This window comes from Nostoc spongiaeforme FACHB-130 (genome assembly GCF_014698475.1).
In the GTDB taxonomy this organism is placed as follows: Bacteria; Cyanobacteriota; Cyanobacteriia; order Cyanobacteriales; family Nostocaceae; genus Nostoc_B; species Nostoc_B spongiaeforme.
This window is the reverse complement of sequence record NZ_JACJTB010000045.1, coordinates 1-18,209: the sequence shown is the minus strand read 5'-3', so window position 1 is coordinate 18,209 and position 18,209 is coordinate 1. Positions and strand designations below refer to the sequence as shown.

Below are 18,209 nucleotides of genomic sequence, written 5' to 3'. Positions count from 1 at the left end.
ACAAATAACACTTAAAATTAAGCCAAGTGCATAAACACAAGTTTCAGCAGTTCTGCACGGGTAAAAGGTTTAGTTAAATAACCAGAAGCTCCGACTAATTTAGCTTTGACTTTATCAACAATTCCTTTATTACCTGTAACAAAAATAATCGGAGTATGTTTAAAGGTAGAATTATTCCGAATTATTTTGCATAATTCATAACCATCAATTCCAGCCATATTGAGATCCAACAAAATTAAGTCTGGTTTATGGCGAATAATTGACATTACAGCTTTGAGTGGATCATCAATTGTCACTACAGAAAAATTCTCACTTTCCAAAAAACGACTAATTTCTTTGAGAATTGTCGGGCTATCATCCACAGAAATGATTTTATAAGTCTTTTTGGCGGTGACGGTAGTAGTCGTTACTCTTTCAGGCGCAGAATTTATGGTATTTGGTATTGTTAATTCCTGAAGATTGTAAATTGATGGTGAGGTTGCTTGTGGCGATCGCACCACAAGGTTAAAATCTTCAACAGCCAGAGCCGCTTCTGCTTCTAGATAGCGATTACTGGGTTCTACTACTGTGTCGATGAATTGTCTGTTGAGTAATGCTGTTGTATATCGAGCAGATCCTGAAACTTCCGGCTGATGCTTTGGTAATTGATCAAATGGTGGATCTGGTTCGTGCATAATTACCCCTCCTTGCACAATATGAGGGTATAAATGTTGCGCCAGTTGCATTTCATCTTGATTCACAATTACAGCCAGATGTCGCAGGCTAAACCCTTTCATCCAAGCTGTTAATTCTCGTGGTAGTTGCGGTAAGTTCTTACTCTGGAAGTTCCTGTTAATTATCAGGTATGGACGCTGATAAGGTGAAGAAATTTGGGGAGCGAAAGATTGCCAATTTTGTAGTCTAACGTAACAAATTTCTAGAGTTTTTTCGACATCCAAACGACAAATTTTAGTCAATTTTTGGGTTGCATCACTTAAAGCATAAGTACCTGTTTTTACTAACAAAAATGATTCCATCACTTCTTTGACAAGTTCTTGAATCAAAATAGTCGCTTGTGCATCATCCAGATAACCTTCATGAATTAGCCAATGAATTGCTTGGTAGTCAGCAGGCTGAGTTGATAAATCATTGCTATCAGCAATTGCATGATTAAATACATCATTTTCAAAATTCATGCGTAATTCTACGCGGATTTCGCTGCTGAGAAAATTCAGGCGGCGCAGATGGCGCTCTAATCTATCAAAGGGTTCAACTGAGTTTGTCGCGTAGGTGATGTTTCCTTGTTCTAAATAAATTAGCCATGTTACTAAGTTACTAAATGCTTGTAAACAAGTCGTTTCGACACTATGAGACAGTTGTTTTAATAAACTATGAGGACGTAAAACTGTAAATGTACCGAAATTAGACATTTTAAAAAATTGTTTTAGAAAATTATACAGAATCTATGCAAATTTTGGATTCTTAAGTATGTTTTACTTTATTAGTTTTAATCTGTCTCCCGGAAAATTATTCTCTCATTAGATAAAATAAATCGAGATTAACAGCTATGGAAATCAAAGCCTTATCTAGTCAGCTTGACAATCTACGAAGACAAAACAGCAACATCTATAAAATACTTTTCATTACTATTTCTGAAAAGTCATAACTAAAGTTAGTATTTTTACTCAGTCAGGAGTCAGAACAGGTGCTTTACCAATCTTTACCCACAACAATTCTTTTAGGAGGCTCAAGTACCAACAGATCCAAGACACCAACCTAAATCAATCTAAATTTGACATTTGATTAAGAGTTACCCACACCCTAGATTCAAGTTCAAAAAAATACATCTGTCATAAGATAGATTATTTATTTTTGAGCCAGCTTGAGGAAAATGAATCAAAAACAAAATTTTTACTAGCTCAATTCCGTATTTAGCTAAAAAACCCGCTTGCAAGGTGACTGGAATGAGCAATTGAACGAGTTAATACTTTTGCCGGAGATAAAAATGAATATGTTCCACACGAAATCTTTAAATTTTTATCTGGGCAAATTTTGATGTTTATTATATTCTAGCGGTTGCCCTACATAAATCTTTGTAGTTCTGAGAATGCCGAAAATAAGAACTCTTGGTAAATTTGCAGTTGAACAACGGTAACTTGATGAAAACTTTAATAAATGTGTAGAGAATTTAGCGAAAAGTATTTGTTTAATAGTACATAAAGACTCGACTGGCGATCGCCACAAATTTGCTTATTCCCTGTGAGACTCCGGAAACTTAAATATATACTTTGAAAAAAGGAAAATAAAGCTTTGGACTATAACATAACACAAAAAGTTATGCAAGATACATTAACCCTGGATGAAGTAGTTGAATTTGCGGAAAACCCTGAACCCCGTTGCCCTTGTGTATTGTTACTAGATACATCGGGTTCCATGCAAGGCGAACCCATAGAAGCATTAAATCAAGGCTTGCTGAGTTTAAAAGATGAATTAGTCAAAAATTCCTTAGCATCTCGTCGAGTTGAAGTAGCAATAGTAACATTTGATAGTCAAGTAAATGTCCTCCAAGACTTTGTAACCGCCGATCAATTTAACCCGCCAATTCTCACCGCCCAAGGACTCACCAGTATGGGCGCAGGCATTCACAAAGCCTTAGATATGGTGCAAGAGCGCAAATCCTTATATCGCTCCAACGGCATTGCTTACTATCGCCCTTGGGTATTCATGATTACCGATGGTGAACCACAAGGTGAACAAGAACATTTAGTAGCCCAAGCCGCCCAAAGAGTTCAAGGAGATGAAGCCAACAAGCGCGTAGCCTTTTTCTCTGTAGGTGTAGAAAATGCCAACATGACAACGCTCAATCAGTTAGCTGTGCGGACACCACTGAAATTGCGCGGATTAAACTTCGTGGAAATGTTTATGTGGTTGTCAGCAAGTATGGCGGCTGTTTCCCACTCCCAAGTGGATGAACAAGTAGCCTTACCGCCAATTGGCTGGGGTTCCATTTAATCGCCCTCCCGCGATTTCATACTTACACAGCTAGCCCAGACACAGAATCTATGAACACATCAAAACAGATTGATCATTGGCGGGTAGTCGCCGCATCTGTATGTGGTACCAGCCACATCAGAAATAAGCAGCTGTGTCAGGATGCTCACAACTGGCAGCTATTGCCAGACAATATATTAGTAGCCGCAGCAGCAGATGGCGCAGGTTCTGCCAGTCAGGGGAAAATTGGCGCAATGGTGGCGACAGAAGCAGCGGTAGAACATTTATCGCACAAAGAAGTCTCTCGCGCTATTTTAGCTGATGATTTGGAAGTGCAGTCTTTGTTGAGTGATGCCTTGCTAGCTGCCAAAAAAGCCGTAGAATCAGAAGCCGCCGCTTGTAGCCAGCAGCCCCAAGATTTAGCAACTACCTTAATAATTACCATCGCTACACCCGAAATGGTAGCAGCAGCCCAAATCGGTGACGGGATGGCAGTCGCAAAAAATCGTCAAGGAAATTTAATTGCGCTAACCATACCCAATAACGGAGAATATATCAACGAAACGACGTTCTTGACTTCCTTAGATGCTATAGATACAGCCCAAATGAGATTATGGCGTGAAGAAATAGTCAACGTTGGTATCCTCACCGATGGACTACAAATGCTGGCTTTAAACATGGTTGTTGGCGAACCTCACAAACCCTTCTTTTTTCCTTTGTTTGACTTTATCGAAAACGCCGAGGACAAAACATTAGCGAAAGAGCAACTCGTGAGGTTTTTAGGTTCTGAGCGGATAACACAACGTACCGACGATGATTTAACACTAATTATTGCTGCCTTCAACCGCTCATAAACAAGGATTCTGCAAGTTCGGTCTTTTTATCTAACCCCCGTTAACAGTGACTTAAACATGAAGGTACTACGTTGTCTTCCCCAGCCAGAAATTATCAACCTCAGCGTTAGCTTAGGACGAGGTGGTGAAGCTTGTGTTTATGCAGTGCCATCTGATGGCGATTTAGTGGCGAAGGTTTATCACAAACCCACAGCCAATCACGCTAAAAAACTGCAAGCAATGTTGGCTAACCCACCAGAAAACCCGACAGCTAACTTGGGGCATATTTCCATTGCTTGGCCACAAGAGTTAATCAAAACAGCAGATGGGAGTAAAACTGTCATTGGCTTTATCATGCCCCGGATTCGCGGGATGCGGCCAATTATTGACTTTTACAACCCCAGAACCCGTCGCCAACACTGCCCGTTATTCAATTATCAATATTTAGTGCGGACAGCGCGAAATTTAGCGGCGGCTTTTGCAGCCCTGCACAGTAGTGGTTATTGCGTGGGTGATGTCAACGAGTCCAACATCTTAGTCAGTGACACCGCACTGGTGAGTTTGGTAGATACTGACTCTTTCCAGGTGCCAGATTTAAATCACAATCTTGTCTACCGTTGTGCAGTGGGTAAACCAGAGTTTACTCCCCCAGAACTGCAAAACAAAGTCTTCGCGCAACACGATCGCACAGTCTATCATGACTCATTTGGTTTGGCAGTACTGATCTTCCAATTATTAATGGAAGGTACACATCCTTTTTCGGGGATTTTTCAAGGTACTGCCGAACCGCCAGCTTACGAAGCCCGCATTGCGGCGGGACACTTCACCTACAGCCAAAACCACCAAGTTCCTTACCTGCCGACTCCCATTGCGCCTCCTTGGGAAATTCTGCATCCTAGTTTGCAGGCATTGTTTATCCAGTGTTTTGAAACTGGCCACAACAACCCGCCGTTACGTCCCAATGCTCAAGCTTGGTTGTCTGCCCTGACGGAAGCTGAAGATGCTTTAATTACCTGCACTACTAATCCCCAGCATCGCTACAGCAATCATTTGCATAGCTGTCCTTGGTGTGAACGGACTTTGCGTTTAGGCGGACGAGATCCTTTTCCCTCACAACGCGCAATTGAGAATCGAGAACATCTCAGACCAGCCACCATCCCCACCAGACGCTACAATCAGCCTCATCGCTTACCGCAGCCAGTTATGTCATTTGCTAAGGGTAATTCCTGGCAACCAAATAATCAGCCAAATTATTTTCCTTATCAACGGCGCAAGGTATCAAAAATTTACCCGATTGTTTTAGGTTGTCTGGGTTTAGGGATGTTGGGTTATTTGGATGTGATGGTGAAATTTACCCGTCCGTTTGTGTCGCAAAATGCCTATACTCAGCAAACCTTGATGACACATACTGCACCAAGTCGGCAGGTGCTAAATTTTGCTGATTATTACAAACAAGGTCATGCTGCTTACCAAGTGCGGGACTATAAGCAAGCAGTCGAAAGTTTTACCAAAGCCATCCAAGAAGAACCAAAATACGCCAAATCTTTTATTAATCGAGGTAATGCTCGTTACAATCTTAAAGACTATGAAGGAGCGTTAATAGACTATACGAAAGCGTTGGAAATTAATCCCCAGGAAGTGAAAGCTTTGGTTAATCGTGGTAATGCTCGTTATATGCTGGCTGATTATAGCAACGATCCAGATCGAGAATATCATCTAGCGATCGCAGATTTTAACAACGCCATCCGCCTCAATATCAAAGAAGCCGAAGCATATATTCGTAGGGGTATTGTGCGATCGCAAATCGCCAAGTATAGTGGTGAATCTCTCAAAGAGTTCCAGCAAGCCATAGCCGATTTTTCCGAGGCGATTAAACTCAACGCCTCCAAAGCCGAAGCTTATTTTCAACGCGGTTCGGTATATTACCAAATGGCACAATACAGCACCGAATACGCCCAACAATACCAAAATGCGATCGCTGACTTTGACCAAGCATTAAAACTTAACGAAAAACTGGCAAAAGTCTATCTCAAACGCGGTATGGTGCGCTATGAAATTGCTCAATACGGTGGTAAAGAAGCAGACAAAAATAACCAAAAAGCCGTTGAAGACTTACAAGTAGCCGCCAAACTCGCCTTAGAACAAGAAGATACAGAAAATTATCAACAAGCACTCAGCAGTATGTGTGTGATCATTGAAAGCCAATGTAATGCTTTACTGCAAAGTTCTAGTGCTTGGGGAACTGTAGGGACAAATTAACTGTAGTCCTTGGTCATTAATGTTTTTTTTACTAAGAATTACGCACAAAGGTTGTCTGTTAAGAATGGGTGTAAGGGTGTAAGTCCCTATACCGTTCGGCTGACGCTGACGGCGAAGCCCTTTCACCCCTACATCCAATCTCCATAGAAAATTTTGGTGCGTAAGTCCTATTCGTTTTCTTCCCCTACTCACAACTCCCACCCTATTTTGCTGGAGCATTTGCTTGGCGGCTAGTCCGAAAAGTGACATTTACGCCATCATTTGATTGTTCTAACACTAGTAATGGTGTGGGTTTAGCTTTTTGATCCCAGTGCATAGTCGCAAGGCGACCTTGAATTGTCGGTTGCCATGTATCTTCATCATCCATCGGGCTAAGATAAGTTTCGATGCAATCAATAATTTGGCTAATTGTAGCGGAAGTTGCTTGGGTGGGTAACTTCATCAACTTAATTTGAATGCGGAATAGCACCCGTTTCGCAATGTTTGGCGGCGTACCACTTTCATATTCAACATCAAAAATCTCATCCACCTGTCGCCCTGCACTATTGGCTATTCCCACTGTTCCTTGTTGAGATTGGTTGGGACGCAAAGCTTGAGAAATTTTATCTTTGACTCTGATTTTAATTTGGTTCAGAATCGCAAAATGAAATACTTCTTCAGACATCCGCATCCGCAAATAATCTAGGTTAAAGTCCCGCGAGTTTACCAAATCCGGGTTAGTTTCCATTTTGCGGATTGTGTCTAGCGCCAGTTTAAACTTTTTCTCTAGCTCTCTAGCACGGAATTTTTCAAATTTAATTTTCTTCTCTAATTTAGTCATCTGGATTTTGCCAAACACAATCAACCCAATTACTGCTACAGCCAGCCCTCCAGAGGTAATTAATAAAAAGGGTGGTGCTGGGGACGCTTCGCTGGCTGCTGGTTTTTGAGTAACTTTTTTTGTTTTTGCTGGTGGAGATTGTGCCAGAAGTATAGGATTTAGCATGGTAACAATAACTTTACTTGTCATTGTTTAGAATGCCCAAATCCTCAATGTCATATTGCTGTGTTATTAGTATTTTTAACAGCTTTTTATAAAATACGTATATACCGTTATTAATATGTATTATTTAAACCTGACTCATATATCTCAAGCTGCATCTAGTTGCTGGAGTAATATCCGCCTGATTGCTACTGATATGGATGGGACTCTGACCAAGGAAGGAAAGTTTTCTGCTGCGTTATTACAAGCGTTAGAAGGTTTAACAGCATCGGGAATTGAGGTATTAATTGTCACAGGGCGTTCGGCGGGGTGGGTAAGTGGGATTAGTAGCTTAATGCCAGTTGCAGGCGCGATCGCTGAAAATGGTGGTATCTTCTATCCCAAGGGTAGTGAACAGCCCATTGCTTTAACTGCAATTTCTGACTTAACGTTGCACCGTCAACAATTAGCAGCCGTTTTTGCTGAATTAAAACAAAAATTTCCTCAAATTCAAGAATCTGCGGACAATCGTTTTCGCCTTACAGATTGGACATTCGATGTCGCTGATTTAACTGTAGAGGAATTACAAACTTTAGGTAATCTCTGTCAATCAATGGGGTGGGGATTTACTTACAGTACAGTACAGTGTCATATCAAACCCCAAGATCAAGATAAGGCTGTGGGTTTATTACAAGTATTACAAGCACATTGGCCTGAATACTCACCCATACAAGTTGTTACTGTGGGCGATAGTCCAAATGATGAAAGTCTATTTGCAGCCCATGATTTTCCTGTTTCTGTGGGTGTAGCTAACATTCTAAAATACGCCAGTCGGCTACAACATCGACCAATTTACGTCACTAGTGCAGCGGAAGCCGCAGGATTTTGTGAGTTAGCTAGTTATATTTTAAAATCGTCTACTCAATCAGAATAACTCTGCGATCGCCATTCACAGACAATCAAGAATCAGAAAATCCCCAGAATTACAATCAGGGGATCTATAAAAAAGGTGAATTTCCACACTGATGAGAAACTTTATTGATCTACTGTAGCTCTCTGCCCACGTTTCTTCCTTTTGATTAAAGTACCCAAACCCATCACAGCACCAATACCTAAAATAGTTGATGGTTCTGGAACTGTGGTAACAAAATCTAAGGTATAGTTCTGTATCCCACCAGCAGTTTCCTGAATCCAGAAAGTGTAAGTACCAGCGCCAAGTCTACCGCTACGAAAACCCACAAAGTTGCTTCCTTGAATGGATGTTGCTGTACCTACATCGTCTAAGACATTATCACCTTGCAGGGTTCCAGGCGCTGCACCAATTAAAGCTGCACCCAGTAATGGAGGATTATTAGTTAGGCTGGTAATACTAGAACCTCTTTGGACTGCTAAAAATCCTTGATTTGCCCCTGTGCCATCTAGCCCAACATAATTAGTTAAGATAACTTGACTCAGTTGACGACCAACAGGAATAGTAAAGGTAAAGAAATCTCGGTCAAGATTGGGATTACCAGTGGTAGAGCCACTAATTTGGTTAGAACCAACAGAAAGATTCACTACTGTTGGGTTTAAGTTGTCGCCAGACAAATCGCCATTAACAGGATCAGCTTCATCATAGATGAGGGTGGCTGCATGAGCATTGGAAGCAAAAAATAAGGTAGCTCCTATTCCCAGCAATAAACTTTTCATTTATCTGCCTCTGGTGTAGTTGAATTCAAGTGATTGAGCTAAAATTAGGCTGTTTGAGAAAGTATTTCTCTTCAGCTATTACGCTTTAAATTACATAATTGCCCATGATGTTATTTGATGATTAACTGTTAATAGTAAGCAGTTAACCACCAACACAAAAAGATATATAAATTATGTAAGTCTCCGTGTAATAGCTTAAGCCCCAGAGTGATTTTAAAACAAATTCGTAAAGGTAAATTTAAGGAATTAGTCAAAAATCCCAGTATCAAACTGAGATTTTTATGGTTTTAGTAAAGACTAACGTCGCAATCTAAAAAATATCAAGTTTCCTAACCTGTGTTTTATGCGTTTTCAGATTCGTTAGTCTGCTGAGATTTTGCTTGTTCAGAGATCACAACAACTCGACCATTTTTTACCACTGTAGAATTTTTACTAGTATTCTGACTGTGGTTGATTGGCTGATTTTGGCACTGGTGTTGGTGAGAAATATTTTGTTCCTGTTGTTGGTTGAGAATTACGACACAACTGGAGCAGGAAACTGTAGACATAAGGTTAACTTGAGTTCTATATCTATTATCGCGCTTATTGCTGACACTAACAGGACTTACGCGCAAAGATTGTTTGTTAAGACTGGGTGTAAGGGATTTGATCATCGAACGGCGAAGTCCTGAAACCCCAATACCCCTTCACTCTTACCCAAACCTCTGATTTTTTCTTTGACTGCGTAATACCAATTTGAAAAATGATTGCGACACATGGATTGCTGAAGCTCACCTTTAAGCAATTCCCCAATCCAAAATCCGTCTTGAAAAGTTTGCTCAAGTCGGGAAACCCGCCCACGCAACTTTTCGCAAAATCTAAAATCCAAAATGGTATAAGTTCTAACAGAAATACGACCGAAGTATTATTTCTGATGATATTTCACTTTTGTCTAGCAAAACCTTTTATATTAACGATCGCGTCCTCTATAACCTTGATAATTCTCCATTTAGCAATAAATTATGAAAAAACTGCTGAAATACTTGGGTTTGGGGCTATTATCCACTGTTTTATCAGCTGCTCCTAGCTGGGGAGCCGAACGTATTAGCTTATTTTATCCCCCATTTGGAGAATTTTCGTTATCCACAGATGCGCTAGAAACCTTCGCCAAAGAAGGCAAAATTACTGGAGAGTTAGACATTTATGCCCAGCGTGCCACACCGGAACAACTGGCGCAACTCAGAGAACTTTTACAACAGCGATTTAGTGCCACACCTACTTTAGTGTCACAGTTTACTTATTCCCCCATCGGAGAACAAGTAGTACAACGTTTAGGAGAATTATTACTTACAGAATCGCGCCAAAATGGTTTTTATGCTGTGCGGGCGGCTTTGATTTTAGCTGCGGCAGATTCTAAAGAAGGTTTAACTGTTGTTAATATCATACGTAAGTTTCCTTCGCCCACAATTAAATTAAATTTCTCCGAAGGAATTAAGATAGTCAACAATTTATCAGAATTACTCAAAGATAGAGATGCAGTTGTGGCATATTTGCAACAACAAGCGATCGCTGAATCTAGCAATGCAAACATAGATTTTTCGCAAAAGCCAGATTTACGCCAGCCTGGAAAATTGCAGTTTCAAAAATTGTACTTTGAGTTAAATGACACTAAACGCGATCGTCGTCTACCACTAGATGTTTACATACCACAAGTCACAACCCAAAAGCCTTTTCCCTTAATTGTGATTTCTCACGGTTTAGCTTCAGACCGCTATGCTTTAGCTTATCTAGCAGAACATTTAGTTTCCTATGGTTTCGCCGTCGCCGTATTAGAACACCCTGGTAGTAACGCCCAACGCTTTCAAAAATACTTTGCTGGTTTAGCAGGGCCACCACAACCGCGAGAATTTATTGACCGTCCCTTAGATGTCAAATTTGTCCTTGATGAACTCCAACGTTTAGATACCTCTAATCCTCAGCTGCGAGGAAAACTCAACTTTCAGGAAGTTGGAGCCATTGGACATTCTTTTGGTGGTTATACAGTATTGACTTTAGCCGGAGCCGAACTGAACTTTGCTCAATTGCGTCGAGATTGTTATCCCAATAGATCCTTGAATTTATCTTTATTACTGCAATGTCAAGCTGCGGAATTATCACCAACAGATTATGCACTACAAGATCCGCGAATTAAAGCCGTGATGGCGATTAATCCAATTAACAGTTCGGTTTTAGGCGAAAATGGGATCAATCAAATCAAAGTTCCCGCAATGATTGTCACGGGTAGCCAAGATATTTTTGCCCCCGCCATTCCCGAACAAATTCGTCCCTTTACTTGGCTAACTGAACCTAACAAATATCTAGTGTTAATCGAAAATGCTACGCATTTTTCCGCACTACAAGAATCTGCTCCAGAAAATAATGTTTTACCTGTACCAACCGGGTTATTAGGGCCAGATCCAGCCCCTGTTTATTCATATTTAAAAGCCTTAAGTGTCGCTTTCATGGAAACCAAGCTCTTAAATAATGCAGAATATCGCCCTTATTTGCAATCATCTTATGCTCAATATATTAATCAAGCTCCTCTCAATATCACTTTGTTAAGTAACCTGAGTACAGAACAATTATCACAGGCTTTAAAAAATGGCACAAATAAAAAATCAAAATAAAAATTTCCGAATAGATAATTCACCATTCCAAAACCAAAATTGAGCAACTTGATGAATCTAGTGAGGTGCTAATCAAAATAATTAACCGCAGATAAACGCAGATAAAGTTGTACTTATCTAGGTAAGACATATTTAGGTTTAGCTACTAATTCTTTAAATTTATGTTGATTGGCAAATTGCATTAGCCCATCCATACATTCTGTAAAGCTATCAAAAACATAATCAACTAAAACTAAGGCTTTAGCCTTCTGTTCTGCACTTAATTCAATATTGAGCAAATAATTTTCATTGGCAAATTGAAAATGTGAATTTTCTACATTTACATGGTGCTGACTAATATAAAAACACCTTTTATTTTTTACAGCCTGTAATTCGTCACCAACCTGCGCCATTGCACGTTGGGCGGTACTTCCTGTAGCTTCAATTGCGGCGATAATGACTATTTTTAGCAAGATGTCAGTTTCATAACGACACATTGCTACTAAATTATTAGACAGACGACGAGTTTTGATTGTTTTTTCACTCCAAATAAATTTGAGAAAGTCACTGAAGCGCATTACCTGATCAATTCCCAGCGTATCTAAATCTCTGAGATACCATTTCCAATGGCTACCATCTTCTAGGGACTGCTGGTTAATAATTTTTTGAAGTGGATGATCACTCAACTCATCTTGGAGAATATCATGATTTAAATCTTTGAAACTCATTGCAAAATGAGCCAAACAAGGGAACCACACTAATCGCTGTTCTGGGTCTATTTTGCAATTGGTTAAAAATTGAAAAAAGGGTAATTGAGAAAATTTTTTTTCTTGGTGTTTAATATATTCTAAAACATCTTGCATAGTATCAACCTATGATTTGTAATCAGGAATCTAGGCAATAAAAATTTAGTTGAATCTTGAGCGATTTCAACAATATTAGGAATACATAAATTATTGTAGAGACACCAAAAATAGCATCTCTGCATATTTACTAATTCCTAGTTCAATCTGGAATTTAGATGACTTGTTTGTATAAACTTTACACAGTTAAGTAGGCTTTAAGCTTGAAGAAGTTTAGTTTGATGATTAACCGTCTATAGTAAATATAAATAGTGGCTGAGAGAAAAATCAACCCTGTTTCCGTAAATTCATGTATTTTTTACAAATACTCCTAGGAATGTACTTAAGTAAATCACACACCTAATCTTGATAATGACTGTAAATCACAGCAATACCAAGGAAATTCACAGTCTTGGTTAATCTATTTCTGCGAGTGAAGTTTGTATAAAGTTGGTGTAAAAATATATACGTAAAAGCGAAGTAACAAGCTTAATCAAATGTAATCAACCGTATGAGCAATCTGCATCTCAACCATGTATAATCTCAAGCAATACGGATTAATCAATAATACAAACGCCAAGTTTAATTTAAACTACTGAAAATTTTTCATAAATCTAAGGCTATGATTTCTCAAGATTATGATGTCTATGCGGTGGATGAACTGCTGAGAAAAATCAAAATTAAGGAAAGTCAATTGAAAATTGCCCAAGCATCAAATCTGCTTTATACGTCGCAAGCATTAAATCATCAAATCTTAGAATTACGCCGTCAGCTATCTGAGGCAGAAGACCCAGAAATTCAAGCGTTGATGAGTTTGTTGGAAGATTAAGGTTGACTTGGGGTGTTAGGGGACGAGGGGACAAGGTAGACAAGGGGGACAAGGGAGATATGAGAGTATTCTAGAAAGTCTTTTGGTGTCGTTTGTCTTAAATACTATGTTTATGCAGAGACGCAATTAAACTGCGTCTCTACTATGACCCGTTTTATGTGTGAATGAAACGAAGTTAGACTTTTTTCAGCCAGCTAAACATTGCCCGTAGGTCTTTACCGACTACTTCAATGGGGTGTTCGGCTTCTTGACGACGCATAGCGGTAAATCCTGGTTTACCGGCTTGATTTTCTAAAACGAATTCACGGGCAAATTGTCCTGATTGAATTTCGCGGAGAATTTTCCGCATTTCGGCTTTGGTTTGTTCGTTAACCACTCTGGGGCCGCGAGTATAGTCACCATATTCTGCGGTGTTGGAGATGCTATCGCGCATTGTGGCTAAACCGCCTTCTACAACTAAGTCAACAATTAATTTAACTTCGTGCAGACATTCAAAATAAGCTAATTCGGGCTGATAACCAGCTTCGACTAAAGTTTCAAAACCAGCTTTGATTAAGGCGCTCAAACCACCACATAATACTGCTTGTTCGCCGAACAAATCAGTTTCGGTTTCTTCGCGGAAGGTGGTTTCGAGGACACCTGCACGAGTACCACCAATACCTCTAGCGTAAGCCATAGCGCGATCGCGTGCCTGACCACTAGCATTTTGATAAACCGCAAACAACGCAGGTACGCCTTGTCCTTGTTCATAAGTCCGGCGCACCAAGTGACCGGGGCCTTTGGGTGCTACCATGACCACATCTACATCGGCAGGTGGTACAACTTGCCCAAAGTGAATGTTAAAGCCGTGGGCAAAAGCTACTACATTTCCAGCTTCTAAATTAGGTTCAATTTCGTTTTTGTAAACTGTTTTCTGTACTTCATCAGGTAACAAAATCATGATGAAGTCAGCCGCTTTAGCTGCATCGGCAACATTTTTCACGGTTAAGCCAGCAGCTTCAGCTTTTTGTGCTGACTTACTGCCCGGATATAGCCCCACAATCACATTCAAACCGCTATCTTTTAAGTTCAGGGCATGAGCATGACCTTGGGAACCATAGCCGATAATAGCAATAGTTTTTCCAGCCAAAAGGTCTAAATTGGCATCTTCGTCATAGTACATCCGGGCCATAGAAGCATCTCCTGTCAGCAAGCATCACAATTATTTATAGGCAGGTTTTTGATCTTACCGTAAATTGTGTAACCACAGATAAGGGACTTCCAATTAGACAAGATATACTATCACTGTGTAGGCAGGGGGCAGGGAGCGGGGAGCAGGGAGAAAAAGAAAAATACCCTCTCTTGAAAATTGGATAATTTATTTTTTGCAAGTCTCTAAGCTCCGAAGCATGAAAATTTCTATGTAATTTCAGATGCTGACTCCTGAATTCTTCCCAATCAATAATTATCTTGGTATTTTTTTAGTTGTGTCTGAATGAATTTGCTGCCACATTCCTAGTCGTTTATTTTGAGCATTGGCTTGGGCAATTAAATATTGAGTTTTAGTTTCTGAGCAGTAGTAGATAGTATCTTGGTCAATAATTGCGTTACCTTCGGCAACTAAGCGGAGATTGACTGATTGATTATCTACGAAGATTTCGCCTGTAATGCGATCGCCTTCATCTTCTGTAACTCTTCTAATCACTACAGGACTACCTGCTGGTAATAATTGGTTGAGTTTCTCGGTTGCTGCTAGATTATCTGGTTTTTTTGTTGCGGGTAAATTAATACAAGCAAGTTTTACTGTCTGAATTTGCCCTGTATCATTTTTGACGGTGATTATATTGCTATTCCCGACATTCAGCACTGTCGCTAGAACTAAAAGTAACTCTACAAAATTCATCTTTTAAAAACAGGTATTTTTTTACACCATATTTTTGAGTGTATTTTACTTGTCGGGTAGCTCCTGTGATTTGTCTCACATAGACAGATGCAGCAAAATACTGGTTACATAAATTGCAACAAATCCAATAATCAAACTTTCCTCGGTAATACTGAAATTAATTTCATTCTTCCGAGGTCGAATTATGACTTTTGATTTACCATTACCACGCAAATCAACCTTACTTGTGGGTGCTTTACTAGGAGGGGTTGTTTTTACTAGCTGTGCTGCCCAAAATTTCTCGACTAAATCATTACCGCCAATTGCCAGCCAAGACCAAGCTGCACCAACGGCTAATAATCTCGTCGCCCAAGCAGAAGCAGCACCAGCTACCAGGGCGCGTCCCCAATTAATCAAAAAAGCCACAATGACAATTGTGGTGAACTCTGTCGAAAACAGCATTAATGCTGTTTCACAGATTATTGCAAAACAGCAAGGTGATTTGATTGGGTTAAATGAAATGCAACCCACAAAACAAAATTTCCGTCACACTGCATCTATACAGTTGCGAGTGCCGCAAAACTTATTGGAACCGACCTTAGAAGAGTTAGCTAAATTAGGTACAATTGAAAGTCGTAATATTACAGCCGAGGATGTAGGCGATCGCTTGGTGGATATCCAAGCTAGATTAACTAATCTCCGCAAAACCGAAGTAAATTTACAAAAAATTATGGACAGGGCTGGTTCTGTGCGCGATGTGTTGAGTGTTGCTCAACAACTCAGTCAAGTCCGAGAATCTATTGAGCAAATTGACGCTCAACTCAAAAGCTTGCAAAATCAAGTCGCCTACTCCACCATTACCTTAAATCTAGAAGCAGCCGTATCTAGTAACAGTCCCCAACGTGCGCTAGGTTCACAAATTCAAGAAACTTGGAACAATTCGACTCAATCTCTAGGCAGCTTGACTGTTGGGCTATTAAAGTTAGGTATATGGTTAATAGTCTACACCCCTTATTTATTGATTTTAGTTGCGGGTGTCTACGGTTTTCTCCGTTGGCGACGCACTCATACACCAGGAGAAACTAGAAATTAAGAACCTGACTCTTTCATGGGATTGTACCGCGTAACACGAAATAATGAGCCAGATGAATGCCAAGATCAAAAAAGCAAGCCCTAGGGTATTGAAAGTACTATGCCAGAAATCCACCAATCTATTGCACAGCACTACCACGAACGTACTAAATATGACCCTCAAACCCTAGCCGCGAAAAATCAGAGGCTAGACTGGGCTAAACAGCCAGTACCTTTTAAAGAGTATAAAATTGGCTCGACTTTTGATCTGAAACCTTACCTGCAAGAATCCTTAGAACCCTTGGCTGGTCAAGCAGATGCAGGGTGGTGGCAAAGACTGTCTCGTTTACTGTTTCGGAGTTACGGATTAACTGCCAGAATGCCTTCTATGGGTAGCGCAGTTTATTTGCGTTCTGCGCCTAGTGCTGGTGGGTTATATCCCGCAGAGGTGTATGTCGTTTCTCGCGGTACACCCATGCTCCCCGCCGGACTGTATAACTATCAGTGTCGCACTCATTCATTGATGTTGTATTGGGAAAGTGATGTGTGGCGGGCTTTGCAAGATGCTTGTTTTTGGCATCCGGCGTTAGAAGGTACGCAATTGGCAATTGTGGTGACTGCGGTTTTTTATCGTTCGGCTTGGCGGTATGAAGACCGGGCTTATCGGCGAATTTTTCTGGATACAGGGCATTTATTGGGGAATATTGAGTTAGCAAGTGCGATTACTGATTACCGTCCCCACTTGATTGGCGGTTTTGTTGATGATGCGGTTAACGATTTGTTGTATATTGATCCGCAGCAAGAAGGTGCGATCGCAGTTTTGGCAATGGCAGACTTATTAGATATTCAGCAAAATTTGTCTACCGGATGCACAGCTTTACCTTCCGCCACAGAAACTAAATATCCCCCCATCCCTGACGGTGAGTTGCTGAAATATTTCCATCGTCACACCCAAATTCAATCAGGTATCACTGGTAAGTTGAATTTACCAGCAGTGAAGCAAGAAAGGTCTTTGGAAGACAAATATAATTTCCCTTTCTGTCTGAAAATTCCCACCGCTACCACACCAATTGACTGGGGGATAAATCTCTCCAGCTTGGAAGCGACTATCCATAAGCGCCGTTCTACCCGTGCTTACAGTGGTGATGATTTAACCTTTGATGAACTCAAAGCTTTGTTGGATTTTACCTACCAGCCCCAAAATTACATCGACCAACATCTTGACCGGAATCCCGACTACTTTGACCTCAACTTAATTGAAACATTTATTGCCGTGAGTGGAGTCAAAGGCTTGGAATCTGGCTGTTATTATTACGCGCCCAAAGCCCAAGAACTGCGCCAGATTCGGTTTAAAAACTTCCGGCGAGAATTACATTATCTGTGTTTGGGTCAAGATTTAGGCAGAGATGCGGCGGCTGTTGTCTTTCATACCGCAGACCTGAAAGCCGCTATTGCTCAGTATGGCGATCGCGTTTATCGTTATTTACACATGGATGCAGGGCATTTGGGTCAACGCTTAAATTTAGCCGCCGTGCATCTCAATTTGGGCGTGAGTGGTATTGGTGGTTTTTTTGATGACCAAGTAAATGAAGTTCTGGGTATTCCTACAGATGAAGCTGTTCTCTACATTACTACGTTAGGAAGACCAAGATAAAACAACAGGACTGACGATATTTCCGCCGCGAGTGCAACGACGCGATCGGCTGCACTCCGCGCTTACTACCTTACGACAAGTCATAACAAGTGTTTAGTCGGAATTGATATCACTTGACATAAAATATAGTAGTAAATGTCCAACCGACAGAAACCAAAGTTTTTCTCAAAACTCAATATGATTCATGTAGTTAAAATAACCAATGCTGCAAATATCACTTTATAATTATGGATGATGATTTCATATTTATTAATAATCCTTCTCCCATTTGGATCTACGATAGCCAAAGCTGGCAATTTTTAAATGTTAATGCAGCAGCAATTAGTAAATATGGTTATTCAAAAAAACAATTTCTGCAAATGCAAGTTACTGATTTATATCATGCAGAATATCAACCTATTTTATTAGACATTTTTAGGAAGAATCAAAATAAACTAGTGTTTAATTTTCAATGTCAACATCGTTGTTATGATGGTACATATATTGATGTTGAAATATTGGCATATAGGACTAGTATTTGATTTTTGAAAATGATCCGTACATCTGGAGAGACGGAAAATCAAAGAGAGTGTTTTTAATGAACCACTCAAACATCCACTTAAGATGAGAAAATGTT

At 40.2% G+C, this 18,209-nt stretch carries 16 protein-coding genes; 9 read left to right on the top strand and 7 right to left on the bottom strand.

The features are described 5' to 3' along the window. Positions 1–17: 17 nt before the first annotated feature. Complete coding sequence (locus H6G74_RS24935; RefSeq protein ID WP_190970204.1) at positions 18–1,409, bottom strand: response regulator; 1,392 nt, start codon at positions 1,407–1,409, stop codon at positions 18–20. Between the two features lie 907 nt (positions 1,410–2,316). Between H6G74_RS24935 and H6G74_RS24930 the strand changes: the two genes are divergently transcribed. The 3 genes from H6G74_RS24930 to H6G74_RS24920 are packed head-to-tail and all read left to right on the top strand — an operon-like array spanning position 2,317 to position 6,062. Next, complete coding sequence (locus H6G74_RS24930) at positions 2,317–2,991, top strand: vWA domain-containing protein (RefSeq protein ID WP_190970203.1); 675 nt, start codon at positions 2,317–2,319, stop codon at positions 2,989–2,991. Positions 2,992–3,041: 50 nt separating this feature from the next. After that, positions 3,042–3,824: a PP2C family serine/threonine-protein phosphatase gene (locus tag H6G74_RS24925; protein ID WP_190970202.1), complete on the top strand. Its 783-nt coding sequence runs from the start codon at positions 3,042–3,044 to the stop codon at positions 3,822–3,824. A gap of 57 nt (positions 3,825–3,881) precedes the next feature. Continuing rightward, on the top strand, positions 3,882–6,062 hold the full coding sequence (locus H6G74_RS24920) for a tetratricopeptide repeat protein (RefSeq protein WP_190970201.1): 2,181 nt from the start codon (positions 3,882–3,884) through the stop codon (positions 6,060–6,062). Between the two features lie 202 nt (positions 6,063–6,264). Here the strand turns inward: H6G74_RS24920 and H6G74_RS24915 are convergent, their stop codons facing one another. Beyond that, positions 6,265–7,047 (bottom strand): hypothetical protein, encoded by a 783-nt coding sequence (locus tag H6G74_RS24915; protein WP_190970229.1) that lies wholly within the window; start codon positions 7,045–7,047, stop codon positions 6,265–6,267. Positions 7,048–7,162: 115 nt separating this feature from the next. Here H6G74_RS24915 and H6G74_RS24910 point away from each other — a divergent pair, with 115 nt between their 5' ends. Then, positions 7,163–7,957 carry an HAD family hydrolase gene (locus H6G74_RS24910; RefSeq protein WP_190970200.1) on the top strand — a complete coding sequence of 265 codons (795 nt, stop codon included), beginning with the start codon at positions 7,163–7,165 and terminating at the stop codon, positions 7,955–7,957. Between the two features lie 101 nt (positions 7,958–8,058). Here the strand turns inward: H6G74_RS24910 and H6G74_RS24905 are convergent, their stop codons facing one another. Both H6G74_RS24905 and H6G74_RS24900 read right to left on the bottom strand, forming a co-directional pair. After that, positions 8,059–8,712, bottom strand: a complete 654-nt coding sequence (locus H6G74_RS24905) for a PEP-CTERM sorting domain-containing protein (RefSeq protein WP_190970199.1) — start codon at positions 8,710–8,712, stop codon at positions 8,059–8,061. A gap of 341 nt (positions 8,713–9,053) precedes the next feature. After that, positions 9,054–9,260: a hypothetical protein gene (locus H6G74_RS24900; protein WP_190970198.1), complete on the bottom strand. Its 207-nt coding sequence runs from the start codon at positions 9,258–9,260 to the stop codon at positions 9,054–9,056. A gap of 453 nt (positions 9,261–9,713) precedes the next feature. Between H6G74_RS24900 and H6G74_RS24895 the strand changes: the two genes are divergently transcribed. After that, on the top strand, positions 9,714–11,357 hold the full coding sequence (locus H6G74_RS24895) for an alpha/beta hydrolase (RefSeq protein ID WP_190970197.1): 1,644 nt from the start codon (positions 9,714–9,716) through the stop codon (positions 11,355–11,357). A 113-nt stretch (positions 11,358–11,470) separates the two neighbouring features. Here the strand turns inward: H6G74_RS24895 and H6G74_RS24890 are convergent, their stop codons facing one another. After that, on the bottom strand, positions 11,471–12,199 hold the full coding sequence (locus tag H6G74_RS24890; protein WP_190970196.1) for a hypothetical protein: 729 nt from the start codon (positions 12,197–12,199) through the stop codon (positions 11,471–11,473). A 601-nt stretch (positions 12,200–12,800) separates the two neighbouring features. Between H6G74_RS24890 and H6G74_RS24885 the strand changes: the two genes are divergently transcribed. Continuing rightward, entirely contained in the window at positions 12,801–13,007 is a 207-nt protein-coding gene (locus tag H6G74_RS24885) for a hypothetical protein (RefSeq protein ID WP_190970195.1), read from the top strand. 175 nt (positions 13,008–13,182) lie between these two features. On the opposite strand, the gene ilvC is transcribed toward H6G74_RS24885, so the two are convergent. After that, complete coding sequence (gene ilvC, locus H6G74_RS24880; RefSeq protein ID WP_190970194.1) at positions 13,183–14,178, bottom strand: ketol-acid reductoisomerase; 996 nt, start codon at positions 14,176–14,178, stop codon at positions 13,183–13,185. Between the two features lie 273 nt (positions 14,179–14,451). Further along, a complete protein-coding gene (locus H6G74_RS24875; protein ID WP_190970193.1) occupies positions 14,452–14,889 on the bottom strand; it encodes a thermonuclease family protein in 438 nt (145 codons plus the stop codon). Positions 14,890–15,073: 184 nt separating this feature from the next. Here H6G74_RS24875 and H6G74_RS24870 point away from each other — a divergent pair, with 184 nt between their 5' ends. The 3 genes from H6G74_RS24870 to H6G74_RS24860 all read left to right on the top strand — a co-directional run bounded on the left by H6G74_RS24870 (position 15,074) and on the right by H6G74_RS24860 (position 18,114). Continuing rightward, on the top strand, positions 15,074–15,961 hold the full coding sequence (locus H6G74_RS24870) for a DUF4349 domain-containing protein (protein WP_190970192.1): 888 nt from the start codon (positions 15,074–15,076) through the stop codon (positions 15,959–15,961). 99 nt (positions 15,962–16,060) lie between these two features. Then, positions 16,061–17,593 (top strand): SagB/ThcOx family dehydrogenase, encoded by a 1,533-nt coding sequence (locus H6G74_RS24865; protein WP_190970191.1) that lies wholly within the window; start codon positions 16,061–16,063, stop codon positions 17,591–17,593. Between the two features lie 227 nt (positions 17,594–17,820). Then, positions 17,821–18,114, top strand: coding sequence for a PAS domain-containing protein (locus H6G74_RS24860; RefSeq protein WP_190970190.1), 294 nt, complete (start codon positions 17,821–17,823; stop codon positions 18,112–18,114). Positions 18,115–18,209 lie beyond the last annotated feature (95 nt).